Source organism: Streptomyces sp. HUAS 31, from assembly GCF_028198125.1.
Taxonomy (GTDB): Bacteria; Actinomycetota; Actinomycetes; order Streptomycetales; family Streptomycetaceae; genus Streptomyces; species Streptomyces chartreusis.
Genome location: NZ_CP116353.1, coordinates 4,071,821 through 4,096,953 on the forward strand (window position 1 = coordinate 4,071,821; position 25,133 = coordinate 4,096,953).

The following is a 25,133-nucleotide window of genomic DNA, read 5'->3' on the forward strand; positions in this document are numbered from 1 at the left end:
TCGCAGGGCGCATCCGCGCGACTCCCACAGACGTGTTCCCTACGATGGCGCGGTGACCAGTACAGCGTCGTCGATGGACTCCACGGACCTCCAGCAGGGCCAGGCACCGCACGAGCAGCGGCCGTCGTGGCAGCAGCGGCTGCGCCGATTCGGCTACACGGCGGCGCCGAGAGGCGACGTACGCGACCAGCTCGTGCCTCCCTACGTCCGGCCCAGCCCGCGGATGTGGCAGTTCCTCGGCATCTCGCAGCCGCTCGCCGAGCGGGTCGCGCGCTGGTCGGCGTGGGGCGGTCCGCTGCTGGTGACGCTGCTCGCCGGGGTGCTGCGGTTCTGGAACCTGGGCAACCCGCGGAAGGTGATATTCGACGAGACGTACTACGCGAAGGACGCGTGGGCGCTCGTCCACCGGGGCTTCGAGGTCGACTGGGACAAGAACGCCAACGACCTGGTCCTGCGGCTCGGCGACCAGGTGCCGATCCCGACGGACGCCTCCTACGTGGTGCATCCGCCGGTGGGCAAGTACGTCATCGGGCTCGGCGAGCTGATCTTCGGGTTCAACCCGTTCGGCTGGCGGTTCATGACGGCACTGCTCGGCACGCTCGCGGTGCTGATGCTGTGCCGCATCGGCCGCCGTATCTTCCGCTCGACGTTCCTCGGCTGCCTCGCCGGCACGCTGATGGCGGTGGACGGGCTGGCGTTCGTGATGGCGCGCACCTCGCTGCTCGACGGGGTGCTGATGTTCTTCGTGCTGGCGGCGTTCGGCTGCCTGGTCATCGACCGGGACCGGGCCCGCGAGAGACTCGCCGCCGCGCTGCCCGTGGACGCCGACGGGCGGGTCCGCCCCGACGCGCACGTCGCCGAGACCCTGCGCCTCGGTTGGCGCCCCTACCGCTGGCTGGCCGGTCTGATGCTGGGCCTGGCCATCGGCACCAAGTGGAACGGCCTGTACTTCCTGGTCGCGTTCGGTCTGCTGACGGTGCTCTGGGACGTCGGCGCCCGCCGGGTCGCGGGCGCGCACCACCCGTACACGGCGGTGATCAAGCGCGACCTGGGGCTCGCCTTCCTCGCGACCGTGCCGGTGGCGATCGTCACCTACCTGGTGTCCTGGACGGGCTGGATCCTCTCCTCCACCGACGGCAGCGGCGGCTACTACCGCGACTGGGCGACCGCCAACGGCCGCAGCAGCAGCTGGTCGTGGCTGTTCCCCGACTGGTGGCTGAGCCTGTGGCACTACGAGCACCAGGTGTACGAGTTCCATGTGGGCCTGTCGTCCCCGCACACCTACCAGTCCAACCCGTGGAGCTGGATCGTCGCCGGCCGCCCGGTGTCGTACTTCTACGAGTCCCCCACCCCGGGCAAGGACGGCTGCCCGGTCGACGCGGGTGAGAAGTGCGCCCGCGAGGTACTGGCCCTCGGCACCCCTCTCCTGTGGTGGGTGGCCGCCTTCGCCCTCCTGTACGTCCTGTGGCGCTGGCTCTTCCGCCGCGACTGGCGCGCGGGCGCGATCGCCTGCGGCATCGCCGCCGGCTACCTCCCCTGGTTCCTCTACCAGGAACGCACCATCTTCTTCTTCTACGCCGTCGTCTTCCTCCCCTTCCTCTGCCTGGCCGTGGCGATGCTCCTCGGCGCGATCATCGGCCCACCCGGCTCCAGCGACACCCGCCGCGTGGCAGGCGCAACGGGCGCGGGCGTCCTGGTCCTCCTGATCGCCTGGAACTTCATCTACTTCTGGCCCCTCTACACCGGCCAGGCAATCCCGATCGACGACTGGCGGTCGCGGATGTGGCTGGATACCTGGGTCTAGCTGGAGAGACATGTCATGAGGGCGCGGCATTCAGCCGCGCCCTCATTGGTTGTTGTTGGTCATTGATGGCTGTCGTCGGTCCCCTCGGACGGCCCGAGCACGGCCCAGCACTTGGCTTAGGCAGATTGACAGCGGGCCGTCCCTAGCAGCTCTGACCAGCCCATTGGTGGCTGAAGATCCGCTTTCAGATCCTCTGAGTTGCCGATCCGAGGAAGGCGACGGATCCTCCTACACGAGCGCGCCCGAACCCTGTGGGTCCGGGCGCGCTCGTGTAGGAGGACAAACTGGCGCGCGACAAGACCGGCTCTTAACTCCGACCAAGGACTCGCACAGAAATGGCACTTGCCCAGGACGTTCGCTAACTACGTTTGCGGCGGCAGGATGTCGGCCACACAAGGACAAGTGCAGACATCTGCCCTGTGCCCGCGGTGGGTTACTGCGCCTCGCTGTGCAAGTGCCTTAGATACGGCTGCCAGTGTGGCCTTCACCGATCACGGGCTGGCCCGGCGTGTCAGAATTCACACGTTGCGACGGGGAGGGGGATGCCATGTCCGGTAGGCCTGCGGCGTTCATGAGCTACGTCCGTTTCAATGACGAGCACGATGACGGTTTGCTCACCCAGCTCCGGGAGCGGCTGGGCACCGAGGTCCGGGCGCAGACCGGCGAGGAATTCTCCATCTTCCAGGATCGCAACGATGTCGCCTGGGGCCAGAACTGGCAGCAGCGCATCGACGAGGCGCTGGATGAGGTCACGTTGTTACTTGTCATCATCACGCCGAGCCTGTTCCGCAGCCCGGCCTGCCGGGCGGAGGTGGCACGGTTCCTAGAGCGGGAGGGGGAGCTGGGCCGCTCGGACCTGATCCTTCCTGTGTATTACATCGGCGCTCGGGAGCTGGACGATCCTGTGCTGCGCGAGGCCGACGAGTTGGCCCAGATGTTGGCCTGCCGCCAGTACGCCGACTGGCGGGAGTTGCGGTTCGAGCCGTTCACCTCACCGATGGTGCGCAGGGCCCTTGCGCAGTTAGCGTCGCGCATGCGGGATACGTTCTGGCATCCGCCTGCCACCACTCTGACGCGCTCCGGCAGGAGTGCGGAGGCCACTGGAGCAGCGGCCGGGTCCACGGAGCAGACGGATGGTACGGCCCAGGCCCCGGTCACGGCCAAGGCCGAGCCGCCGACGCATGTGGTGGACCCCTATCACCGGGGGGACTTCACCACGGTCAGTGCGGCGATTAGCGCCGCGAAACCTGGTGACCGGATCCTGGTCCGGGCGGGCCTGTACGAAGAGGGCCTGGTGGTCGACAAGCCTCTGGAAATCCTCGGCGACGGCCCTGTCGCGGACATCCAGATCCGCGCCAGCGACGCCGCCGCGCTGGTGTTCCGGACCAGCATCGGCCGGGTCACAAACCTGACCCTGCGCCAGACCGGCGACAAGTGGTACAGCGTGGACATCACCCAAGGGCGGCTGGAGCTCGAAGGCTGCGACATCAGCAGCCAGGGCCTCGCCGGCGTCGTCATCCGCGATGGCGCCGACCCTCGCCTGCGCCGCAACCAGATCCACGACAGCAAGCAGGGCGGTGTCTTCGTCCGAGACGGCGGCGCGGGCACACTGGAGGACAACGACATCTTTGGCAACACCTTGTCGGGTGTGGAGATCAAGACGGGCGGCGACCCCATCCTGCGCCGCAACCAGATCCGTAACAACAAGCAGGTCGGTGTCTTCGTCCTAGACAGCGGCGCGGGCCTGCTGGAAGACAACGACATCTCCGGCAACACCTTGTCGGGTGTGGAGATCAAGACGGGCGGCGACCCCATCCTGCGCCGCAACCAGATCCACGACGGCAGGCAGAGCGGCGTCTACGTCCATGACGGCGGCGCGGGCCTGCTGGAAGACAACGACATCTCCGGCAACACCTTGACGGGTGTGGAGATCAAGACAGGCGGCAACCCCATCCTGCGCCGCAACCAGATCCGTAACAACAAGCACGGCGGCGTCTACGTCCATGACGGCGGCGCGAGCCTGCTGGAAGACAACGACATCTCCGACAACTTCCCGACGGGTGTGGAGACCAAGACAGGCGGCAAGCCCATCCTGCGTGCCAACCGGATCAATCGCAACGCATTCGAGGCTGTTTGGATCCACGAGAGGGGCTGCGGCGTAGTCGAGGACAACGACCTGACGGCCAACACCAATGGCGCGTGGGACATCGCGGAGGAATGCGAGGACGACGTTACCCGGGCCCGAAATAAGGAATAAATGGCTGCGCACACCCCGAGGGCCCGAGCCCGCCATATCACGAACTAGCGCAGCTCGTGCGAGAAGCCGTCGACATCCCGCCGTGGTGAGCCGTAGCGAATGGGCGTCACAATCCCACGTGCGGGTAGATTAGCCCCAATTCCGGCTTCAATCCCGGCATTCAATGAACACTACACGGCGGAATCTTTCTCCTGTGCCGTCGAAGGAATGTTCAATTCTTCACCCAGCCCCGCGATACTGACCAAGTATTCCATAAGGATATAGGGGCCAGACTTGATTCCCTCGTAGTCTACTTCTACATCATCGAAGTCAGAGTTGATGCCGGCCTCGATTGAGCCCCAGAAGACGCCAAGGCAACGCACACACTCGACAGCTGCCAACAGAAGATCACTTCGCACCTCGAATTCCGGGTCTACAAGAAGCTTCGGCAGCTCATGTGCAATCTCATGTCGATGCTTTCGAATTTCCTCAAGCGTGTCAACCTGGCGGTCTGTCAATGCCCTCATGTCAACCAGCCAGGCACAAGATGCCAAGTACCTGCTTCTCGGATTTAGGGCTAGCACCGAGTCGCCGTATCGCCTCTCGTCATACTGATGCACTCCACCCTGGAAGCCGCACCAGAAGAAGTCGTGCACCTTGTCGACGATCTCGGACTTGATCAACTCGTAGGCGGAGAGGAACGAGCCGGCCCTCATCAACGTGGACGCCGCCTCCGGGGCCAACTTGGCGCTCAGTTCGTCCGCATCCATGAGCATTACCGTGACAGTCAACTGGTGGTCTGTCGAGCCGTTTTGCGGCGTGCCCAAACGACTCCTGTTCTGCGGGGTCAAAGGCAATCACGTGCGCGTGAGCAACTTCAACGATTACCACTGGAAGCGTGCCCTGGCCGCCGCACATGTCATCCCCGCTAAGCAACAGGGCGAGCGGTACACGTCGGCCCCGGAACACGGCATGCACGCCCTCAGACACTTCTATGCCTCGGTACTACTGGACGCCGGCGAGAGCATCCGGGCCCTGAGTTCCTACCTCGGTCACAGCGATCCGGGGTTCACGCTTCGGACGTACACCCACCTCATGCCGAGCAGCGAAGGCAGAACCCGCAGGGCTGTTGACGACGTGTACGGCATCTAGAGGCTGCGTGCGCTACAGTCACTCTCGTGGCAGTAGCGCACGCCACTCGCCGTCGTCGTCCCACCCACGCAGGGATTGACGTGATCGGCCAAGGTCTCTCGGGATCCGCTCCTTCTGCATACCTCTGCGGACAGGCGTGGGATGTCTGGAGAGAGTTTTCGATGGGGCGTACACGCCAGCAGTCCACAGCCGCGAAGAAGGCTCGCGCTCTACAACGCGCCAGCGGCTTGAAGTACACCGTCGCGCTACGAGCAAGTACCCACGCCAGCGCCAGCCCTGGGGCACCGCGGCGCATCCTTTCGGTGGCCAGTGAATGGCATGCGACCCGCGGCGGGGTGAGCGTTCTGAATCAAAGTCTGTGTACTGCGCTGGCTACGGCGGGAGCCGAGGTGTTTTGCCTGGTTCCTTCCTCGTCAGAACGTGAACGTGCGAGCGCCAACGCAGTTGGCGTGCACCTGGTTACCCCCGCCGCGGTGGCAGGAATGTCGGAGCACACGGCCCTGATGCGTAAGCCGAAGCTTCCGAAGGGCATCATCCCTGACGCGATCATCGGTCACGGCAGGATCACCGGCCCCGCGGCGACGGTGCTAGTTGAGGACCACTATCCGTCGGCGGCGCGGCTGCACTTCGTTCACGTGGCGCCAGACCAAATCGAGTGGCACAAACTCGACCGTACCGACGACGCTGCCGAGCGAGCGGAGCAGCGAGCATCACTGGAACTCAACTTGGCGCGCAAGGCCACCCGCACATTCGCAGTAGGACCGATGCTGGCGTCCTGGCTTCACCGCGATCTGTCCGTGTACCAGAACACGCCGCCGCCAGTGCGATTCGATCCAGGCTTCGACATCACAGAGGGAGTGAGGCGCCAACCTCCCCCCGGAGTACCTCAGATCCTTATGACAGGACGCATGGAGGACGCACCCCTCAAAGGTTTGGACATCGCAGCGAAGGCAGTAGGTCAGGCCATTCGGCTGAGCCCCATCGCGGACCAATGGGAGCTGCTGGTGAGAGGAGCGCCAACTGGAGGGTCCGGAACTCTCCGAGACCAAGTGTTGACCTGGGTGGATCACCGCGCCGTACACGTCACGGTACGTAACTACTCCACGACGTTCGACGCAGAACGAGAGACCCGACGAGCAAGCCTGGTTGTCATGCCCTCTCGGGCGGAAACCTTCGGGCTTGTGGGACTTGAGGCCATTCGCGCCGGAACCCCTGTGCTGGTGAGCAGCAGGAGTGGGCTTGGCATGTTGTTGCGAGAGGTGCTGGCCAAAGAGGCAGATCGCTTCGTTGTACCTGTGGCGAACGGTGACGAAGACGATGTTCTCCAGTGGGGTCATGCGATCGCTGCTGTCATGCGGGACCGGGGAGCGGCATTTGCCGCGGCTGAGCAGTTGCGGCAAGTCATGGCCCGCCAGCGGTCATGGGCCGCGGCAGCCCAGCTGGTGCTGGATGCCGTGCCTTCGTAGATGACGGCCCAGGGACGGCCCTGGCCCCCCCGACAGGCTCCCGCCCAAAGTCGTACGCGCTGGTCGGGGGCCTACGGGGCTGGATCACACACACTTCATCTACTTCTGGCCCCTGTACACGGGCCAGGCAATCCCGATCGACGACTGGCGGTCGCGGATGTGGCTGGATACCTGGGTGTAGTGAGCACGAATCGGTCACACATTCGGACAACAAAAGGAAACAACTCCCACTGGTTTCCCGCATGTCACTTACAGTGCGGGGGACATAACGGGGAGGGGCCATGCCCAAGGGGGTCAAGGTCGCCGTCATAGGCGGCGTGTTCGCGGTGATGGTGGGCGGAGCCGGCTACGGCGCCTACAACATCGTGTCGGCATTGAACGGCGGTGGGGCGACGGGGTCCGCGGGCCCCGCGCCCGAGCGGACCGGGCCGCCGAGTGCGGAGGAGGTCGAGGACACCACGACCAAGTTCTTCGCCGCCTGGGAGAAGGGCGAGGCCGCGCAGGCCTCGACGTACACGAACAACGACGCGGCCGCCCTGGCGCTGCTGTCCGCCTACGGCGAGAACGCCCACATCACCGGCGTGACGATCACGCCGGGAGCGGCGCGCGGCACCACCGTGCCGTTCACCGTGAAGGCCAAGGTGTCATACGAGGGCAAGTCCAAGCCGCTCACCTACAAGAGCGAGCTCACCGTGGTCCGCGGCCGCACCACCAAGCGGGCCCTCGTCGACTGGCAGCCCACCGTCGTGCACCCGCAGCTGAAGCGGGACGACACCCTCGTCACCGGCGAGGCCGCGAACCCGCCCATCGAGGCCGTCGACCGCGACGGCGCCGTGCTGACGAAGGAGAAGTACCCCTCGCTCGGCCCGGTCCTGGACGCCCTGCGCGCCAAGTACGGCGACAAGGCGGGCGGCGAGCCCGGTGTCGAGCTGTCGATCCGGCATGCCGACGAGTCGCCGGACACCTCGCTGCTGACCCTGTCGAAGGGCAAGCCCGGCAAGCTGGAGACGACGCTCAGCGCGAGTGTGCAGGCGGCCGCCGAGACGGCCGTGAAGAAGTACGCCGAGTCCTCCGTCGTCGCCCTCAAGACCGGCACCGGCGAGGTGCTGGCGGTGGCGAACCATCGCGGCGACGCCTTCAACGCCGCCTTCGAGGGCCGCGTCGCACCCGGCTCCACGATGAAGATCCTTACCGCCGCGATGCTCATCGACAACGGCGTGACCACGATGAACGGCCCGGCGCCCTGCCCGCCCACGGCCACCTGGCGGAGTCAGACCTTCAAGAACCTCGACGGTCTGAAGCCCGACGAGAGCGCGAACGCCACGCTCGCCAACGGCTTCCTGCGCTCGTGCAACACGGCCTTCATCAAGCTCGTCGACGAGGACCCGCTCACCGACGCCTCGCTGATGAACGAGGCCCAGGAGCGATTCGGGCTCGGCCGCGACGACTGGAAGACCGGCATCGTCTCCTTCGACGGCAGCGTCCCCGCCTCCACCGGCCCGGACCGCGCGGCCAACGCCATCGGGCAGGGCCAGGTCCAGATGAGCCCGCTGAACATGGCGTCGGTCACCGCCACCGCGATCACCGGCGACTTCCGGCAGCCGTATCTGATCGCGCCCGCGCTCGACGGACGCCAACTGGCCACCGCCAAGGGCCTGTCGTCGAGCACCGCCGCCCAGCTGAAGCAGATGATGCGGCTGACCGCGACACAGGGCACCGCGAGGCCGGCCATGTCCGCCGTCGGCGGTGACATCGGTGCCAAGACCGGTTCCGCCGAGGTCGACGGCAAGGCCACCTCGGACAGCTGGTTCACCGGCTTCCGCAATGATGTGGCCGCCGCGGCCATGTCCCAGCAGGGCGGACACGGCGGCGACGCGGCGGGCCCGATTGTCGCAGCCGTGCTACGAGCGTCCGGCTGAACTTATCCGTCGCGGCACGGGACTCTAGGGTGGGCCTCGTCGTTGGTATGCGTGAGGTCGGCGGGGCGGCGGGGGCCCCTGAATACGCGAGGGAACGGAAAGCAGTGGGCAACAGAAGGCGCGTCGCCGAGCGACGGAAGACCAACCCCGCCGTGCTCGGCGGGATGATCGCCGTCGTCGTCGGCGGCGCCGGGTTCGGTCTCTACGCGCTGCTCGGCAGCGGCGCGGCGGCCGAGAACGGCCCCGAGTCGGGCTCCGGGCAGAAGTCCAAGTCCGTCAAGACCGGGCCGCTCTCGGCGACCGAGGTCACCACCGCGGCCCGTGACTTCCTCACCGCCTGGCAGGCCGGCAAGGTGACCGAGGCCGCCGCCGCCACGGACGACACCACCGCCGCCCAGGCCCTGCTGACCGGCTACACCAAGGACGCCCACATCAAGGACGTCACCCTGACCTCCGGCACCCGCGCCGGCGCGAAGGTCCCCTTCTCCGTGAAGGCCACGGTGTCGTACAAGGGCACCACCAAGCCGCTGACCTACGACAGCGCGCTGACCGTCGTACGGCGCGAGGAGGACGGCAAGCCGCTGGTCCAGTGGCACTCGGCGGTCGTCCACCCCGACCTCGAGGACGGCGACACCCTGGTCACCGGCGCGTCCGGCACCCCGCCGGTCAAGGCCCTGGACCGGGACGGCGGCGAGCTGACGGAGAAGGAGTACCCCTCGCTCGGGTCGGTCCTGGACGGGCTGCGCGAGAAGTACGGCGAGAAGGCCGGCGGCAAGGCGGGCGTCGAGCTCCAGGTGGTCCGGGGCAAGGAGTCCAAGAAGGCCGAGCTGTCCGACAAGACGCTGCTGGAGCTGAGCGAGGGCACGCCGGGCACGGTGAAGACGACGCTCAGCCCGTCGATGCAGGCCGCCGCGGAGCAGCAGGTCGCCGCGAAGGAGAAGGCGTCCGTGGTCGTGCTGCGGCCCTCGACCGGCGAGATCCTCGCGGTCGCGAACTCCTCGCACGGCTTCAACACCGCCTTCCAGGGCTCGCTCGCGCCCGGCTCCACGATGAAGGTCATCACCTCCTCGCTGCTGATCGAGAAGGACCTCGCGTCGGTGAACAAGGAGCACCCCTGCCCGAAGTACTTCACGTACGGGCACTGGAAGTTCCAGAACGACGACAAGTTCGAGATCAAGGGCGGCACCTTCAAGGCGAGCTTCGCCCGCTCCTGCAACACGGCCTTCATCAGCCAGGCGCCCGAGCTGGACGACGACAGCCTCACCAAGCAGGCCCAGCAGGTCTTCGGTCTCTCCCTGAACAACTGGTCCGTCGGCGTCTCCACCTTCGACGGGGCCGTCCCGGTGCAGTCGCAGGCGCAGATGGCGGCCGAGCTCATCGGGCAGGGCGGGGTGCGGATGAACCCGCTGAACATGGCGTCGGTGTCGGCGACCGTGAAGACGGGCACCTTCAGGCAGCCGTACCTGGTCTCCCCCGACGTCGACGGCCGGCAGCTCGCGAAGGCGTCGCGCACCATGTCCGCGGCCACGCTGTCCCAGCTGCGCGAACTGATGTCGTACACGGCGGCCTACGGCACGGCGGCGGAGGCGATGTCCGGGGTCGGCGGTGACGTCGGTGCCAAGACCGGCTCGGCGGAGGTCGACGGCCAGAAGAAGCCGAACGGCTGGTTCACGGCGTACCGCGACGACCTGGCGGCGGCCGGCGTGGTCCAGCAGGGCGGGCACGGCGGCGACACGGCCGGCCCGATCGTGGCGGCACTGCTGAAGTCTGGCGGCTGAGCCTCAGTGGTACGCGGCTGAACCTCAGTGCGGCACCGGTGCCTCGGCGGCCAGATAGGTCCGTCGCAGGAACCGCATCAACGCCTTCGTCTCGAACTGCACGACCGACACGCCCTGCGCGGAGTGGATCTCCACCACGGCCTGCACACGACCGCACGGCCACACCCGGACGTCTCCACTCCCCGCGGGGGCACGCAGTCCCTGTTCCAGGAGTGAGCGCGCGAAGCTCCACTCATGGGCTTCACGTCCGGGCAACCCGAGCCGCACCTCGCGGGGATCGGACTCCGGGTCGTACCGCAGCACCACCGGCACCGCGTCCTGGTCGACCGCCAGGCTGTCCGCGTCCGTGACGATATGGGCTCGCGCGTACTGCTCGACTACGGACATCGGTCGACCCCTTACGCTGCGCATCCTTTGCGAAAGCTGTACTTCCGCACCCCTTCCAATGTCGCATATTTCCTGAATTCTGCCCCCGGAGGAAAAGGGTGTCCTCTCGCAGTTCCCAGCTCCTCGCTCTTGCAAGGAGTTCGCAACAAGCCACTATCATCGAACGGTGCACGTACCTGACGGATTCATAGACGCCCCCACCTCCGCCGTGACCGGAGTGGTCGCCGCCGCCGCGGTCGCCGTGAGCCTGCGCGGCGCACGCCGCGAGCTCGACGAGCGCACCGCGCCGCTGGCCGGCCTGGTGGCGGCGTTCATCTTCGCCGTACAGATGCTGAACTTCCCGGTCGCCGCGGGGACCAGCGGACATCTCCTCGGCGGGGCGCTCGCGGCGATCCTCGTCGGCCCCTACACAGGGGTGCTGTGCGTCTCGGTCGTCCTGCTCATGCAGGGCATCCTGTTCGCGGACGGCGGTCTGACCGCCCTCGGCGTGAACATCACCAACATGGCCATCGTCACGACCGTCGTCGCCTACGCCGTATTCCGCGGCCTGGTGAAGGTGCTGCCCCGCAGCCGCCGTTCGGTCACCGTCGCCTCCTTCGTCGCCGCCCTGCTGTCCGTACCGGCGGCCGCACTCGCCTTCACGCTCATGTACGCGGTCGGCGGCACCACCGACGTCTCCATCGGCAAGGTCGCCGGCGCCATGGTCGGCGTGCACATCCTGATCGGCATCGGCGAGGCCACGATCACCGCCCTGACCGTCGGCGCCGTCGTGGCCGTGCGCCCCGACCTCGTGTACGGCGCCCGCGATCTGCGTCAGCGCCTTCAGCTGCGGGTGGGCGGCGAGCTGGTGGACGCGCCCGCCGCCGAGCCGGCCGTCCCGGTCGCCGCGCGTTCCCCGCGCAAGGTGTGGGTCGTCGGGCTCGTCACCTCCCTGGTGCTCGCCGGGTTCGTCAGCTTCTACGCGTCGGCGAACCCCGACGGCCTGGAGAAGGTCGCCGCCGACCACGGCATCGACAAGAAGACCGAGGACCACTCCACCGCCGACTCCCCGCTCGCCGACTACGGCGTCAAGGACATCACCGACGCCCGTCTGTCCGGCGGTCTCGCGGGCGTGATCGGCGTCGGTGTCACGGTGGTCGCGGGCAGCGCGGTGTTCTGGGCGGTGCGCAGGCGCCGTACGGACGACGTCTCGCCGTCGGGCACGAGCACCACCGCGGGTTCGAGCGCCTGACATGGGGACGGGGCACGCACACCGGCTCTACCGGCACGGGCACTCGCCCGTGCACGGTCTGCCGCCGCACACCAAGCTCGCCGCGACGTTCGCGTTCGTGGTCGTCGTGGTGTCGACGCCGCGGGAGGCGATGTGGGCGTTCGGCCTGTACGCCGTCCTGCTCGCGCTCGTCGCGTACGCCGCGCGGGTGCCGGCCGGCTTTCTGCTCAAGCGGCTGCTGATCGAGGTGCCGTTCGTCGCGTTCGCCGTGCTGATGCCGTTCGTGGCGGAGGGCGAGCGGGTCGAGGTGCTCGGCATGTCGCTGAGCGTCAGCGGGCTGTGGGGCGCCTGGAACGTGCTCGCCAAGGGCACCCTGGGCGTCGCCGCCTCCGTGCTGCTCGCCTCCACCACCGAGCTGCGTGAACTGCTGCTCGGCCTCCAGCGATTGAAGCTGCCGCCGCTCCTCGTGCAGATCGCGTCCTTCATGATCCGCTACGGCGACGTCATCGCGGACGAGATGCGGCGGATGCGCATCGCGCGGGAGTCGCGCGGCTTCGAGGCGAAGGGCGTGCGCCACTGGGGCGTCCTCGCGAAGTCGGCGGGCGCGCTGTTCATCAGGTCCTACGAGCGCGGCGAGCGGGTGCATCTGGCCATGGTCAGCCGCGGATACGCCGGTTCGATGCCGGTGATCGACGAGGTGACCGCGTCCCGGGCACAGTGGTCGTACGCCCTCGCGCTGCCCGTCGCCGCCCTCGTCGTCTGCGTGTTGGGATGGACCCTGTGAGTACCGCTTCTCTCGAGGTCTCCGGCCTCGCCTTCGCCTACCCCGACGGCCACCAGGCCCTGTTCGGCGTGGACTTCTCCGTCGCGCGCGGCGAACGGGTCGCGCTGCTCGGCCCGAACGGCGCCGGCAAGACGACCCTCGTGCTGCATCTCAACGGCATCCTGACCGGCGGCACGGGCACGGTGAAGGTCGCCGGACTGCCCGTCGGAAGGCAGCACATGGCGGAGATCCGGCGCCGGGTCGGCATCGTCTTCCAGGACCCGGACGACCAGTTGTTCATGCCGACGGTCCGCGAGGACGTCGCGTTCGGGCCGGCCGCGGCCGGGCTCAAGGGCGCGGAGCTGGAGGAGCGTGTCGACCGGGCGCTGGAGCGGGTGGGCATGGCGGAGTTCAAGGACCGCCCGCCGCACCACCTCTCCTTCGGGCAGCGGCGCCGGGTCGCGGTGGCGACGGTGCTCGCGATGGAGCCGGAGATCCTCGTCCTGGACGAGCCCTCCTCCAACCTCGACCCCGCTTCGCGCCGTGAACTGGCCGACATCCTGCGCTCGTTGGACGTGACGGTCCTGATGGTCACGCACGACCTGCCGTACGCCCTGGAGCTGTGCCCGCGCTCCCTGATCCTGAGCGAGGGCGTGATCGCGGCGGACGGCAGGACCGGTGACGTCCTCGCGGACGACGAGCTGATGCGCGCCCACCGGCTGGAGCTGCCGTTCGGCTTCGACCCGCGTTCCGTGACAATGGGCGCGTGACGCATCAAGAGGACGCCGGGTCGCTGCTCCTGGACGACCAGCTGTGCTTCGCGCTGTACGCCGCCCAGCGCGCGGTGACGGCCGCCTACCGCCCCCTCCTCGACGAGCTGGGCCTGACCTATCCCCAGTACCTGGCCCTGCTGTTCCTGTGGGAGCGCGGCGAGACGACGGTGAAGGACCTGGCCGGTGCCCTGAGGCTCGACTACGGCACGGTGTCGCCGCTGCTGAAGCGGCTGGAGTCGGCGGGCCTGATCCGCCGGGAGCGCGCGGCGAGCGACGAGCGCTCAGTGCTGATCGCGTGCACGGGGCGCGCCGAGGAGCTGAGGGAGCGCGCGGCGCATGTGCCCGGTTCCCTGCTCGCGGCCACGGGCCTTGAGGGCCCGGAGGTGGCGCGGCTGCGCGAGGAGCTGTGGCAGCTGGCGGCGAAGGCCGGGGCGGCTGCCGCACGCACCCGCTGATCTCGGGTTACCCGCGGTTGCTACCCCCTGGTAACGGCAGACTCCGTACCGACCAGTACCTTGTGCACGATGTACTTGTGCGCACTCTTTCCTGGGGCGCACTGTTCCGGGGGGAGGGCCACCCATGACAGCCGAGGGCACCGCCGTCGACACCCGTCCGACGAAGATCATGTACGTCGCCGAGGCCACCGCGCACGGCGGCCGGGACGGCTATGTCACCAGCCAGGACGGCCGACTCGAACTGAAGGTCGCGATGCCGCCCGCACTCGGGGGCGACGGCAACGGCACCAACCCCGAGCAGCTGTTCGCCGCCGGCTACAGCTCCTGCTTCCACAACGCGCTGATCCTCGTCGGCAACCGCGAGGGCTACGACCTCTCCGGCTCCACGGTCGCCGCGAAGGTCGGCATCGGCCCCAACAAGCACCGCGGCTACGGCCTCGCGGTCGCCCTCAGCGTCTCGCTGCCGGTGCTGGACGCGGACCTGGCGGAGAAGCTGGTGGACGCCGCGCACGAGGTCTGCCCGTACTCCAACGCCACCCGGGGGAACATCGACGTCACCATCCTGCTTGGGTAGAAGGGCACCCGCACAAGGCAGGACGAGGAGACGGACGTGGACGTGAACGGCACTGTCGCCGAGGGCTTCGAGCCGGTCAGGGACGCGTTCGTCCGGAACTTCGAGACGCTGGGCGAGCGGGGCGCGGCTCTCGCGGTGTACCGGGACGGCCGCAAGGCAGTCGACCTGTGGGCCGGCACGAAGGACGTCGACGGCACCGAGCCCTGGCAGCGGGGCACCGCGCAGGTCGTGCGCTCGGCGACGAAGGGCGTCGCCGCCGCCGTGCTCCTCGCCCTGTGGCAGCGCGGGCAACTGGACCTGGACGCGCCGGTCGCCGAGTACTGGCCGGAGTTCAAGGCCCGCGGCAAGGAGCGGGTGCTGGTCAGGCATGTGCTGAACCACCGGGCCGGGCTGCCGGTACTGGACCGCCCGCTCACCCCACAGGAGTCGCTGGACCCGCTGCGCGGCCCGGAGGCGGTCGCCGCGCAGGCACCCGAGTGGGAGCCGGGCACCGAGCACGGCTATCACGCGCTGACGTACGGCTGGATGCTCGACGGGATCGTGCGGCGGGTGACCGGCAAGGGCACCGGCGAGTGGATCGCGGACGAGATCGCCGGGCCGCTGGGTGCCGAGCTGTGGCTGGGACTGCCTGCCGCCGAGGAGGCGGCCGGGCGGGCGGGCCGGGTCGGGCGCGTCGAGGCGCCGGAGCCCGCGTCGGGGGCCGTCCTGAAGGCCCGTCCGAAGCGCTCGGTCACCGATGCCTACCAGGACCCCGACTCCCTCACCCGCCGGGCCTTCGCCGCGATCACCCCGTTCCCCGACCAGAACGACCCGGCGTACCGGGCGTCGGCGCTGCCCGCGACCAACGGCATCGCCACCGCCGACGGACTGGCCCGCGTCTACGCGGCGCTGATCGGCGAGGTCGACGGCGTACGGCTCCTCGACACGGCGACGGTGGAATCGGCGAGGGCCGAGGAGTCCTGCGGCCCGGACCGCGTCCTGGTCGTGAACACCCGTTTCGGCCTCGGCTACATGCTGCACGGCACCGCGTCGCCCCTGCTGGGCCCGGGCTCCTTCGGCCACCCCGGACGCGGCGGCGCCCTCGGCTTCGCCGATCCGGAGGCGGGAATCGCGCTCGGCTACGTGACGAACGGCTTCCGCAAGACGGTGACGGCGGACCCGAGGGCGCAGGGGTTGATACGGGCGCTGCGAACGTCCCTCGCGGGCTAGGAGCGCCGGTTCACACGTGAATCGGGTGCGATGTGCGCCCGGAAGCCGCGTCGATCTCGCCGTGCGCCTTCGTGAGCATCTGCATGGCGAGTTCGTTCAGTGCGCGGGCACCGGCGATCTCCTCCCCGACGCGTGGCTGATTGGAGTCCGTGTGGTGCCGCGCGGCGTGCCCGTGGGCCCGTACCTCGGTCCCGTCGGGCAGCCGCACCATGGCGACGGCCTTCGTGTGCTCGCCGTCCTCCATGAACTCCATCTCGACATGCCATCCCACTGCGGTGTGCATCATGACGATCACCTCCGGAAGTACTGCTTCCAGGGTGCGCCTGACGAGGGCGGCGGACTAGTCGGCTGCGGCGAATCCCCCGAGGCGACCGCAGCGGCCGCCGCGAGGGGACCGCGAGGGGACCGCGAGGGGACCGCGAGGGGACCGCGAGGGGACCGCAAGGGGACCGCGAGGGGACCGCGAGGGCTCCCCCCCCAGTCCGCCCCTGCGCACGATCTGTCCCTCTCTGCACCCCCGCCCCACCGGTCACACACCGGGACGAAGCCCGCAACTCGGGATCAGGTGAGACTCGGCACAGTCCCTTCGGCGGGCGGTCCCGGCCTGCTTCCATGGAGATGTCGCGCGCCGGCCCTGGCCCCGCCGCCACCGCCACGTCCCCTGTTAACCACTCCGGGCCACATGAAGGACATGCGCTGCTGCTTCTCCGCCCATCTCCCCGCTCTCGCAGCACTGTCGGCCTTCCCCGGCCCCTGCGAGGTGCTGCGCTCCGGTGCGCGCCTCGCCCCCGCCCTGCTGCGTTCGGCCTCCGCGGCCGTACGCCGGGTCCGCTCGTGGCACCCCGACGACCTCACCGCCGTCAATCTGGAACTGGTCACCCTGACCGAGGACACCGCCGTCATCACCTGGTACACCGGCATCCCCGGCACCGATGACGGCCTGGGCCACCCCCTGCCCGCGATCACCGAGGGCGAGGTCGTCTACGGCACCCACCCCGCGCGGCTGAACCGCTCCGCCTCCGAGGGCCGGGCGACCGCCCACCACCAGGTCGAACTCACCGACCTGGAGCCCGGGCAGACGTACTACTACCAGGCCCGTTCCAGGGGCGCTGCCGCCACGCCGACCCCGCTGCACCTGGTGCGCGGCAACGCCGTGGGCACCTCCGCGTTCGGACTCGGCTCGGGCGGCGGGCCGTACTCCTTCACCACCCCGCAGCCCCCGCCCGGCCGGCACCTGCTGTCGATCGCGCTCTGCAACGACCTGCACCTCGGCGAGACCACCGCCGGCCTGGTCGGCGGCATTCCCCTGCTGCGCGGCGTGGTCCAGCAGCCGGGCCGCGCGCCCTACCCGGAGCTGATGAGCCGCGCCCTGGTCGCCGAGGCCCGGCGGCGCGGGGCGGACCTGCTGCTGGCCGGCGGCGACATCTCGGCCGGCGGGTCGGCGCACGACCTCGGCGAGGCCCGGCGGATCCTGGACGGCTTCGGCGCGCACGGCGAGGACTACTTCGTCGTACGCGGCAACCACGACCGATCCCGGGACGATGCGTTCCGCACGACCTTCCAAGTGGGCGACGGGCCCGGGTACTTCTCCCGCGACCTCGGCGGGCTGCGGATCATCGGCCTCGACACCTACGCCAAGTCCGGCAACGGCGCCGACGCGGGCGGCCTCGGGGCCGAGCAACTGGCCTGGTTCCAGGGGCAGCTGCGGCAGCAGCCGGACCAGCCGACGCTGGTCTTCGGCCACCATCCGCTGACCGTGCGGGACTCCCTCTTCCCGGTGACCCGCGGCCAGTGCCTGGAGCGCCGCCAGGCCCGCGCCCTGGTCGACGCCTACGCCTCCGCGCCCGGCGTCTTCCTCCACCACGCCGGGCACACGCACCGCAACAAGCGGACCGTGCTGACGCGGGCCCCGCACGTCACCCATCAGGAGGTGGCCGCCGCCAAGGAGTACCCGGGCGGCTTCACCCTCGTGCGCATCCACTCCGGCGGCTATGCCCTCAACCACTTCAAGGCGGGCGACGTGGCGGCCCGGCAGTGGAGCGAGCGCAGCCGGCGGGTGGCCGCGGGCCTGTGGCCGCACCACGCGCTGGGCCGCTCGGTCACCGACCGCAACAGCGTGCGGGCGCACGACCTGTCCGGGGTCATGGCGCTCGCGGGCCGTGAATAGCGCGTGACCGTGCGTGCTCGTAGCCTCGGAGCATGGCGACCCTCTGGGACCTCATGCGGGACTGCATCCCCGACGACCACGCCCGGCAGGTCACCTCGCGCTACTACGTCGACGAGGTGATGGCCGCCCCCGGCGCGCCCGGGGTGGTGGTCGACCTGGGGTGCGGCCGCGGCACCTCGGCCGCGCTGTTCCGCAAGCACGACCCCGAGGTGCGGTGGATCGGCGTCGACATCGGCGACTCGCCGGAGGCCGGGCAGCGCACGGCCGGCGGCGACCCGGTGGTGCACTACGACGGCGTCCATCTGCCCCTCGGCTGCGGCTCGCTGCCGCTGGTCTACTCCCACCAGGTCTTCGAGCACGTCGCCCGGCCGCGCGAGCTGCTCGCCGAGATCGCCCGGGTGCTGCGGCCCGGCGGCCGCTTCATCGGATCGACGTCGCAGTTCGAGCCGTACCACTCCTTCAGCCTGTGGAACTACACGCCGTACGGCTTCCGCAGGCTGGTGGAGGAGGCGGGGCTGGTGCTGGAGGAGATCCGGCCCTCGCTGGACGGGGTGGCGCTGATCATGCGGAGCTACCTGGGCCGGCCGCCGGAGTACAGCCGGTACTGGGACACGCAGTCGCCGCTGAACGACGAGATCGACCAGTGGGCGCGGCACGGGCGCCGGCGGACGGCGCTGGTGAATCTGCGGAAGCTGACGTACTGCGGCCAGTTCGCGTTCCGGGTGGTCAAGCCGGCGCTCTCCTGATCCGGGACAACGCCTGAGGATCTAGAACAACGCCTCGATCCCGCCGATCAGCGGCAGCGGGGCGATCGCCAGGACCAGTGCCGTCACCGCAAGCCCCGGCCGGATGTCCCGCTTGCCCAGGAAGCCCGCCACCGCGGCGACGGGCGGCAGGAAGCAGAACACCAGGAAGCTCCAGTGCCAGCCCTCCTCGTTGGTGAGGAAGAGCAGGAGGGCCAGGTAGGCGGGGACGGCGCCCGCGGACATCATCCGGGCGCGGGAGAGGAACAGCTCAAGGTTCTCGCCGGAGGCGGGGAAGGACATCTCAGGCCACCACTCGGTTGTCGTAGCCGGCGGAGCTGGCCTCGGGGAACCCGTCGGCCGCCGAGAAGCCGTTGACCGCCGCGGACAGCACCACCCCGAGCCCTGTGATGGCCATCATGGTCGCGTCGAACGCCTTCACCAGCGCGGCGAACCTCTCGATCATCATGACGGCCTGGGCCGCCGCCAGGGCGAACATGGCGACGGACGCCGCCTGTCCGCCGATCGGGATGGCGTTGACGGCTGTGGCCGCCGCCATGTTGGCCATCCAGATGATCGCCATGTCCGCGAGGAAGACGACCCCGGCCTTCAGGAGCTCGGCGAACTGGAAGACCTCCTGGGCCGCCGCGTCGTAGCAGGTCCTCAGCGATTCGAAGGTCTCCTTGAAATCGTCGAGTTTCTTGCCGAACTCGTCGAAGTAGACCTTCGCGGCGTCATAGGCGTTGCCCTGCCAGGTCACGCCGACATTGGTGGTGCCCTTCTTCAGGTTCGCGGCCACCGAATCGCAGAACGTGCCGAGATTCGACCAGACCTCGGCGCAGTCCTTGTACTTGCTCCAGTCGCCGAGGACCCAGTTGTTGATCTCGCCGAAGATGTCGAAGCCGAAGAGGAGTTTCACCGCCTCCACCGCCACGGTCGAGGGGCTTCCCAGGTCCAGGACGGTGCCGAGGGTCTTCTGGACCGGGTTCATCTTGTACTCGTCGACGTGGCCCTGGCCGTAGCTGATCAGCGGGTTGTCGCTGTCCCCGGCCGGCGCCCTGAGAGCGGCGGACGCGTCCTGCGCGTCGGCGAAGTCGCTGCCGTTGCCGCCCCCGGCCGGCGCGCCCCCGCCGCCCTTGGAGCCCGGGTAGGTGGCGTCCATCTTCGCGGCCTGCTCGGTGTCCGTCTCGCGGTAGTACTTGGCGGACTTGGACAGTTCCGACTGGGAGGAATTGAGGACGCTCTGTGCTTTCCGCAGGGCCTTCTTGGCGGATTCCACGTACTGGTCGTGATCCCCCGCGACGAGATCCCAGAGCTGTCCGCCGACCGCCTTGTCGATCTGCGTGTTGTTGCCCGTGTATTCAACGGCTCTGGTCGCGCCGTCGGCGCCCCGTGACACGAGCGAGGCGAAGCCCTGGATCGCATCCGGCTCTACTTGAAAACCCACGGTCGTCTCCTGCCCCCGTCAGTACAGTGACCAGCCCCGGCCCTCGTGCCGGGACTTGTGGCCGGCGCCCGTTTCGGGCGTCGCGCGGCGTTCCTCGTCGATCTGCTCCTGCTCCGCCGCGATCGCGCGCCTGCCCTCGGCGGCCAGTTCCTCGCGCTCGGCCTCGGACAGCGCGGCCCACTTCTCCGCCATGGGGGCCGCCTGATCGACCAACTGGTCGGCGTACGCGGACACGTTCGCCGCATCGCGCAGGCCGACCCGCCCGGAGAGGACCTCCTGCGCCATCTCCTTCAGAGCGTCGCCGCCGTGCCCTGCGGCGAGGGTCTCCAGGGACTTGCGCAGCAGTCTCGCCTGCGCCGGGTCGCCCTGGGACATCTCCAGGAGTTCGGAGTCGTCGAATTGCTTTTCCGAGTCCGGCCTCTCGGCCACATGTCCTCCTTCGGGCAGATCACTGCTGCCGTTCACTTCGAACCCAGGGTGCCCGGCGCGACACCCCCGAAGTGATGCAATCACAGATCCGCCACATGCCCCGCGCGCGACGGATGTGTGACCGGACGCGACAGGAGGCCGCCTCGGGGTTCAACTCGCGTGCAGCATCAAGGCGATCCCGACGACCAGCAGCCCGGCCGCCGCGATCCGGGGCGCCCCGAACCGCTCCTTGAAGACGACCGCTCCGATGGCCGCCCCCACGAGGATCGACGACTCCCGCAGCGCGGAGATCGGGGCCAGTTCCGCCTTGGTCTGGGCCCACAGGACCAGCGCGTACGCGGCGACGGAGAGGGCCGCGCCCAGCAGTCCCAGCCAGGCGAACGGACGCAGCACAGCGAGCGTCTCGCCGCGCCAGCGCCACACCGCGTACGCCGGGATCGCCAGGCCCTCGATCGCCATCAGCCAGGCGATGTAGCCGAGGGACGAGCCGGAGGCCCGCACGCCAAGGCCGTCCACGACGGTGTACGCGGCGATGGTCAGCCCGGTCGCCAGCGCCGCGCCGATCGCCGCCCAGTTCGGCCGGCGTCCGCGCAGCCCCCACAGGGCGACGCCGGTGAGTCCCGCGCAGGACAGGGCGATCCCGGCGGCCCCCCAGCCGTTGGGCACCTCGTGTGCGAAAACGGCCGCGAACACGGCGACGACGAGCGGCGCGGTGCCGCGCGCGATGGGGTAGGCCTGCCCGAAGTCGCCCAGCTTGAAGGACTTCATCAGCAGCGCGAAGTAGACGATGTGGATGACGGCGGAGGCCAGCAGATACGGCCACGCGCGGGCCGCCGGGAAGGTCCCGAAGGGCATCAGCAGCAGCCCGATCAGCACCCCGCCGCCCGCGATGAGCGTGAACCCCACCAGCTTGTCGGTGATCTTGTGCGCGATGGCGTTCCAGCCGGCGTGCGTGACGGCGGCCAGCAGGACGGCGGAGGTGACCAGCGGGGTCACGGAGTCTGCTCGCGCACGTCCACCAGGGTCGCGCCGGCGTGGGCGACGAGGTCCTCGGGCGCCATCGGGAACACGGCGTGCGGGTTGCCCGCGGCGGCCCACACGACGTCGTGCTCCAGCAGCGAGCGGTCGGCGAGCACCCGCGTCCTCGTGAGGTGCCCGAAGGGCGGTACGCCGCCGATGGCGTACCCGGTCGTCTCCCGTACGACGTCCGCCTTGGCCCGCGTCACCTTCGCGGCCCCGAGCTCCTGCCGGACCCGCTCCAGGTCGACCCGGGAGGAGCCGTCCATGAGGACCAGCACCGGCACGCCGTCGGCCGCGAAGATGAGTGACTTGCAGATCTCGCTGAGCTCGCAGCCGATCGCGGCGGCGGCCTCGGCGGCGGTGCGGGTCGCGTCCGGGAAGCGGCGGATCCGCCCCCGCAGCTCGCCCAGGCCCAGCTCGTCGAGGGCGGCGGCGAACCGGGGGTGGGCTCCGGAGTGCGTGCTGTCGGTCGTCGTCATGCAGGGCACGCTAGCGGTGCGTGTACGGGACATGCGACCGAGTTCGGCGCCCGGCAGCGACGGGGCCGGTGAGGGCTCCCCGTCCCCACGGGGCCCTCACCGGCCGGTCCTCTTCAGGTGTGACCGGTCAGACGCGTACCAGCGCCCGGTCCTCGTCGGGGTCGCCGTCCTTGCGGGACTCGCCCTGCGTGCGCAGGCCCTCGCCCTCGACGTCCACGTTCGGCAGGGCGCGGTCGAGCCACTTCGGGAGCCACCAGGCCTTCTTGCCGAGCAGGGCCAGGACGGCCGGCACGATGGCCATCCGTACGACGAAGGCGTCGAAGAAGACGGCGATCGCGAGACCGAAGCCGATCATCTTGACCATGGACTCGGACGAGCCGATGAAGCCCGCGAAGACCGCCATCATGATCACGGCCGCGGCCGTGACGACCCTGGCGCCGTGCTTGAACCCGGTCACCACCGCCTGGCTCGGCTTCTCGCCGTGGACGTACGCCTCGCGCATCCGCGTCACGAGGAACACCTCGTAGTCCATCGCCAGGCCGAAGACCACGCCGACCATGAAGATCGGCATCATGGACATCACCGGGCCGGTCTCCTCCACGCCCATGAGGCCCGCGAACCAGCCCCACTGGAAGACCGCGACCACCGCGCCGAGCGCCGCCATCACGCTGAGCAGGAAGCCGAGCGCGGCCTTGAGCGGGACCAGGATGGAGCGGAAGACCACGATCAGCAGGAGGAAGGCGAGGCCGACCACCAGCGCCAGGTACGGCAGCAGCGCGTCGTTCAGCTTCTGCGAGACGTCGATGTTCATCGCGGTCGAGCCGGTGACCAGCACGTCCGCGTCCGTGTCGGCCTTCACCTCGGCGCCCTTGTCACGGATGGAGTGCACCAGGTCCTCGGTCGTCACCGACGAGGGCTTCGACTTCGGGATGACCGTGATCGTCGCGGTGTCGCCCGCCTTGTTGGGCGCGGCCGGCGTCACCGTCACGACGTTCTTCAGGCCCTTGATGTCGTCGCCGACCTGCTGGAAGACCGCGTCCGGGTCATCCTGGCCCTTGGCGTCGACCACTACCATCAGCGGACCGTTGAAGCCCGGTCCGAAGCCGTCGGACAGCAGGTCGTAGGCACGGCGCTGGGTGGTGGACGTCGGCTGCGAGCCGTCGTCGCCGAGGCCCAGTTCGAGGGAGCTCGCCGGGATCGCGGCGGCGCCGAGACCGATGACGCCCAGCAGCAGTACGGCGATCGGACGGCGTACGACGAAGCTGGCCCAGCGGGTGCCCATGTTGGGCTTGGTCTTGCCGGAGGCCGCCTTCCTCTCGGCCCGGTTGCCGCCCATCCAGCGGCTCTTGGCGCCCGCCGGGCGTACCTTCTTGCCCGCGTATCCGAGCAGGGCCGGGATCATGGTGAGCGCGATCAGCACGGCGATCACGACGGTGCCGGCGGCCGCGATGCCCATCTTGGTCAGCATCGGGATGTTGACGACCGACAGTCCGACCAGCGCGATGACGACGGTCAGACCGGCGAACACCACCGCCGAGCCCGCGGTGCCGACGGCCCGGCCGGCCGCCTCCTCGCGCTCGCGGCCCTCGGCCAGCTCGGCGCGGTAGCGGGAGACGATGAACAGGGCGTAGTCGATGCCGACCGCGAGGCCGATCATCATCGCCAGCGTCGAGGTCGTGGAGCCGAGCTCCAGCGCGTTGGCCAGCGCCGTGATGGTGGAGATGCCGATGCCGACGCCGATCAGGGCGGTCAGCAGCGGGAGTCCGGCGGCGATCAGCGAGCCGAAGGTGATGACGAGGACGACCGCGGCGACCGCGATGCCGATGACCTCCGTGGCGCCGGTCTCCGGCGTGGTCTGGAGCGCGTCACCGCCGACCTCCACGGTCAGCCCGGCGTCCCGCGCGTCCTGCGCGGCGTCCTCCAGCGCCTCGCGGGAGGCGTCCTTCAGCTCCATGCCGGAGACCTCGTACTTCACCGAGGCGTACGCGATCGTGCCGTCCTTGCTGACGGCCTTCGCGGCGTACGGGTCGGCGACGGAGGCCACCTCGGAGCCGTCGGACAGTTCCTTGACGGTGTCCTGGACGGTCGCCTTGTTGCCGGCGTCGGTCATCTTCTCGCCGTGCGGCGCCTTGAAGACGACCCGGGCGGTGGCGCCGTCGGCGCTCATGCCGGGAAAGCGCTGGTCCAGCAGGTCGAAGGCCTTCTGGGCCTCGGTGCCGGGGATCGAGAAGGACGTGGAGCCCGCTGCGGGCGCACTGGCCGCGCCGACACCCGCGAGGGTGAGCAGCGCGACCCATATCAGGGCGACGAAGTGCCGTCGCCTGAAGGCGAGCCGGCCGACTTTGTAGAGGAACGTGGCCACGAGGGCGACTCCCGGTCAGGTCGTGGGGTTGGTTCTGGGCAGGGGTGATCAGCCCGACGACGTGAGCGGTTACGTCAGGTGGAGGGCTAGCTGAAGGGGACTCGTCAGTTGACGGGAACGCCGAGGGCGGGGAGGACCACGGCGTCGATGTACGAGGTGAGGAACTGCTGGGTCGGCGGCTGGTCGTCGATCAGCGTGCGCGTGGCGAACGCGCCGACGAGCATGTGCACGATGTACTCCAGCGCGGGGCGGTCGGCGCGGATCTCGCCGCGGTCGACGGCCCGCTGCACCACCCGGTGGAACTCCTCCATCTCGGGCTCGATGAGGAGCTCCTTGAACGCCTGGAGAAGGTCCGGGTTGCCGTGCACCGCCATGAACAGACCCCGCATCAGCGCGGCGTTCTGCTGCATGGAGCAGTCGTCCTCACGCGAGGTGAGGGCGTGCAGGTCGCCCCGCAGGGATCCGGTGTCGACGTCGGAGATGCTGCCCGGCTTGTTGTGCCGGATCGCCTTCGCCACCAGCTCCGGCTTGCCGCCCCACTGGCGGTAGAGCGTCGCCTTGCTGGACCGGGTGCGGGCCGCCACGGCGTCCATGGTGAGGGCGTCGTAGCCGACCTCCCGGAGCAGGTCGAGCACGGCCTCGTACAGCTCGGCCTCGCGCTCGGGGGTGATCCGGCTGCGACGTGCAGTTGCGACCTCGGCCACCGAACTCACCTTCCCACTCCGAACGACACGGTTTCGTACACCAACGACGATAGCGC

Annotated in this window: 23 protein-coding genes and 1 pseudogene; 14 read left to right on the forward strand and 10 right to left on the reverse strand. The window is 69.3% G+C overall.

Translation table 11 applies throughout. The annotated features are described in order from the left end of the window. The first annotated feature begins 52 nt into the window (after positions 1–52). Together PGH47_RS17930 and PGH47_RS17935 are read left to right on the forward strand one after the other, a co-directional pair. The gene (locus PGH47_RS17930; protein WP_271664264.1) at positions 53–1,804 is read left to right on the forward strand and encodes a dolichyl-phosphate-mannose--protein mannosyltransferase; all 1,752 of its coding nucleotides are present in this window, start codon (positions 53–55) and stop codon (positions 1,802–1,804) included. A gap of 571 nt (positions 1,805–2,375) precedes the next feature. Next, positions 2,376–4,061, forward strand: coding sequence for a right-handed parallel beta-helix repeat-containing protein (locus PGH47_RS17935; RefSeq protein ID WP_271664265.1), 1,686 nt, complete (start codon positions 2,376–2,378; stop codon positions 4,059–4,061). A 170-nt stretch (positions 4,062–4,231) separates the two neighbouring features. On the opposite strand, the gene PGH47_RS17940 is transcribed toward PGH47_RS17935, so the two are convergent. Next, on the reverse strand, positions 4,232–4,810 hold the full coding sequence (locus PGH47_RS17940; RefSeq protein ID WP_271664266.1) for a hypothetical protein: 579 nt from the start codon (positions 4,808–4,810) through the stop codon (positions 4,232–4,234). A 10-nt stretch (positions 4,811–4,820) separates the two neighbouring features. On the opposite strand from PGH47_RS17940, the pseudogene PGH47_RS17945 reads away from it, so the two are divergent. The 4 genes and pseudogenes from PGH47_RS17945 to PGH47_RS17960 all read left to right on the forward strand — a co-directional run. After that, positions 4,821–5,192, forward strand: a pseudogene (locus PGH47_RS17945) (tyrosine-type recombinase/integrase); the annotation flags it as partial. A gap of 161 nt (positions 5,193–5,353) precedes the next feature. Next, on the forward strand, positions 5,354–6,658 hold the full coding sequence (locus PGH47_RS17950) for a glycosyltransferase family 4 protein (RefSeq protein WP_333938203.1): 1,305 nt from the start codon (positions 5,354–5,356) through the stop codon (positions 6,656–6,658). 281 nt (positions 6,659–6,939) lie between these two features. Further along, positions 6,940–8,577, forward strand: a complete 1,638-nt coding sequence (locus PGH47_RS17955) for a penicillin-binding transpeptidase domain-containing protein (RefSeq protein ID WP_271664268.1) — start codon at positions 6,940–6,942, stop codon at positions 8,575–8,577. Between the two features lie 104 nt (positions 8,578–8,681). Beyond that, positions 8,682–10,355 (forward strand): penicillin-binding transpeptidase domain-containing protein, encoded by a 1,674-nt coding sequence (locus PGH47_RS17960; RefSeq protein WP_271664269.1) that lies wholly within the window; start codon positions 8,682–8,684, stop codon positions 10,353–10,355. Positions 10,356–10,379: 24 nt separating this feature from the next. On the opposite strand, the gene PGH47_RS17965 is transcribed toward PGH47_RS17960, so the two are convergent. Next, positions 10,380–10,742 carry an SsgA family sporulation/cell division regulator gene (locus tag PGH47_RS17965; protein ID WP_271664270.1) on the reverse strand — a complete coding sequence of 121 codons (363 nt, stop codon included), beginning with the start codon at positions 10,740–10,742 and terminating at the stop codon, positions 10,380–10,382. A gap of 166 nt (positions 10,743–10,908) precedes the next feature. On the opposite strand from PGH47_RS17965, the gene PGH47_RS17970 reads away from it, so the two are divergent. From PGH47_RS17970 to PGH47_RS17995, 6 genes are all read left to right on the forward strand, one after another. After that, complete coding sequence (locus tag PGH47_RS17970) at positions 10,909–11,973, forward strand: energy-coupling factor ABC transporter permease (RefSeq protein WP_271664271.1); 1,065 nt, start codon at positions 10,909–10,911, stop codon at positions 11,971–11,973. Between the two features lies 1 nt (position 11,974). Next, positions 11,975–12,736, forward strand: a complete 762-nt coding sequence (gene cbiQ / locus PGH47_RS17975) for a cobalt ECF transporter T component CbiQ (protein ID WP_271664272.1) — start codon at positions 11,975–11,977, stop codon at positions 12,734–12,736. Next, the gene (locus PGH47_RS17980; protein ID WP_271664273.1) at positions 12,724–13,485 is read left to right on the forward strand and encodes an energy-coupling factor ABC transporter ATP-binding protein; all 762 of its coding nucleotides are present in this window, start codon (positions 12,724–12,726) and stop codon (positions 13,483–13,485) included. The genes cbiQ and PGH47_RS17980 overlap by 13 nt, the downstream gene beginning before the upstream one ends. Then, positions 13,482–13,943: a MarR family winged helix-turn-helix transcriptional regulator gene (locus PGH47_RS17985; protein WP_271664274.1), complete on the forward strand. Its 462-nt coding sequence runs from the start codon at positions 13,482–13,484 to the stop codon at positions 13,941–13,943. Before PGH47_RS17980 ends, PGH47_RS17985 begins: the two co-directional genes overlap by 4 nt. A 124-nt stretch (positions 13,944–14,067) precedes the next feature. Then, the gene (locus PGH47_RS17990; protein WP_271664275.1) at positions 14,068–14,517 is read left to right on the forward strand and encodes an organic hydroperoxide resistance protein; all 450 of its coding nucleotides are present in this window, start codon (positions 14,068–14,070) and stop codon (positions 14,515–14,517) included. A 36-nt stretch (positions 14,518–14,553) separates the two neighbouring features. Continuing rightward, complete coding sequence (locus PGH47_RS17995; RefSeq protein WP_271664276.1) at positions 14,554–15,726, forward strand: serine hydrolase domain-containing protein; 1,173 nt, start codon at positions 14,554–14,556, stop codon at positions 15,724–15,726. Between the two features lie 10 nt (positions 15,727–15,736). Here PGH47_RS17995 and PGH47_RS18000 read toward each other — a convergent pair whose 3' ends face one another. Then, complete coding sequence (locus tag PGH47_RS18000; RefSeq protein WP_107906256.1) at positions 15,737–16,012, reverse strand: DUF1876 domain-containing protein; 276 nt, start codon at positions 16,010–16,012, stop codon at positions 15,737–15,739. Between the two features lie 405 nt (positions 16,013–16,417). Here PGH47_RS18000 and PGH47_RS18005 point away from each other — a divergent pair, with 405 nt between their 5' ends. Then, on the forward strand, positions 16,418–17,893 hold the full coding sequence (locus tag PGH47_RS18005; protein WP_271668087.1) for a purple acid phosphatase family protein: 1,476 nt from the start codon (positions 16,418–16,420) through the stop codon (positions 17,891–17,893). Positions 17,894–17,925: 32 nt separating this feature from the next. After that, a complete protein-coding gene (locus PGH47_RS18010; protein WP_271664277.1) occupies positions 17,926–18,639 on the forward strand; it encodes a class I SAM-dependent methyltransferase in 714 nt (237 codons plus the stop codon). 21 nt (positions 18,640–18,660) lie between these two features. Here PGH47_RS18010 and PGH47_RS18015 read toward each other — a convergent pair whose 3' ends face one another. The 7 genes from PGH47_RS18015 to PGH47_RS18045 all read right to left on the reverse strand — a co-directional run bounded on the left by PGH47_RS18015 (position 18,661) and on the right by PGH47_RS18045 (position 25,077). After that, positions 18,661–18,939 (reverse strand): hypothetical protein, encoded by a 279-nt coding sequence (locus PGH47_RS18015; RefSeq protein WP_271664278.1) that lies wholly within the window; start codon positions 18,937–18,939, stop codon positions 18,661–18,663. Position 18,940: 1 nt separating this feature from the next. After that, positions 18,941–20,083: a hypothetical protein gene (locus PGH47_RS18020; protein ID WP_271664279.1), complete on the reverse strand. Its 1,143-nt coding sequence runs from the start codon at positions 20,081–20,083 to the stop codon at positions 18,941–18,943. An 18-nt stretch (positions 20,084–20,101) separates the two neighbouring features. Next, positions 20,102–20,512, reverse strand: coding sequence for a hypothetical protein (locus PGH47_RS18025; RefSeq protein ID WP_271664280.1), 411 nt, complete (start codon positions 20,510–20,512; stop codon positions 20,102–20,104). A gap of 150 nt (positions 20,513–20,662) precedes the next feature. Beyond that, positions 20,663–21,508, reverse strand: a complete 846-nt coding sequence (locus tag PGH47_RS18030; protein ID WP_271664281.1) for an EamA family transporter — start codon at positions 21,506–21,508, stop codon at positions 20,663–20,665. Next, the gene (locus PGH47_RS18035) at positions 21,505–22,044 is read right to left on the reverse strand and encodes a YbaK/EbsC family protein (RefSeq protein ID WP_443048505.1); all 540 of its coding nucleotides are present in this window, start codon (positions 22,042–22,044) and stop codon (positions 21,505–21,507) included. The genes PGH47_RS18030 and PGH47_RS18035 overlap by 4 nt, the downstream gene beginning before the upstream one ends. Before the next feature lie 94 nt (positions 22,045–22,138). Next, on the reverse strand, positions 22,139–24,373 hold the full coding sequence (locus PGH47_RS18040) for an MMPL family transporter (RefSeq protein WP_271664283.1): 2,235 nt from the start codon (positions 24,371–24,373) through the stop codon (positions 22,139–22,141). A gap of 104 nt (positions 24,374–24,477) precedes the next feature. After that, positions 24,478–25,077 (reverse strand): TetR/AcrR family transcriptional regulator, encoded by a 600-nt coding sequence (locus PGH47_RS18045; protein WP_107905863.1) that lies wholly within the window; start codon positions 25,075–25,077, stop codon positions 24,478–24,480. Between the last annotated feature and the right edge of the window lie 56 nt (positions 25,078–25,133).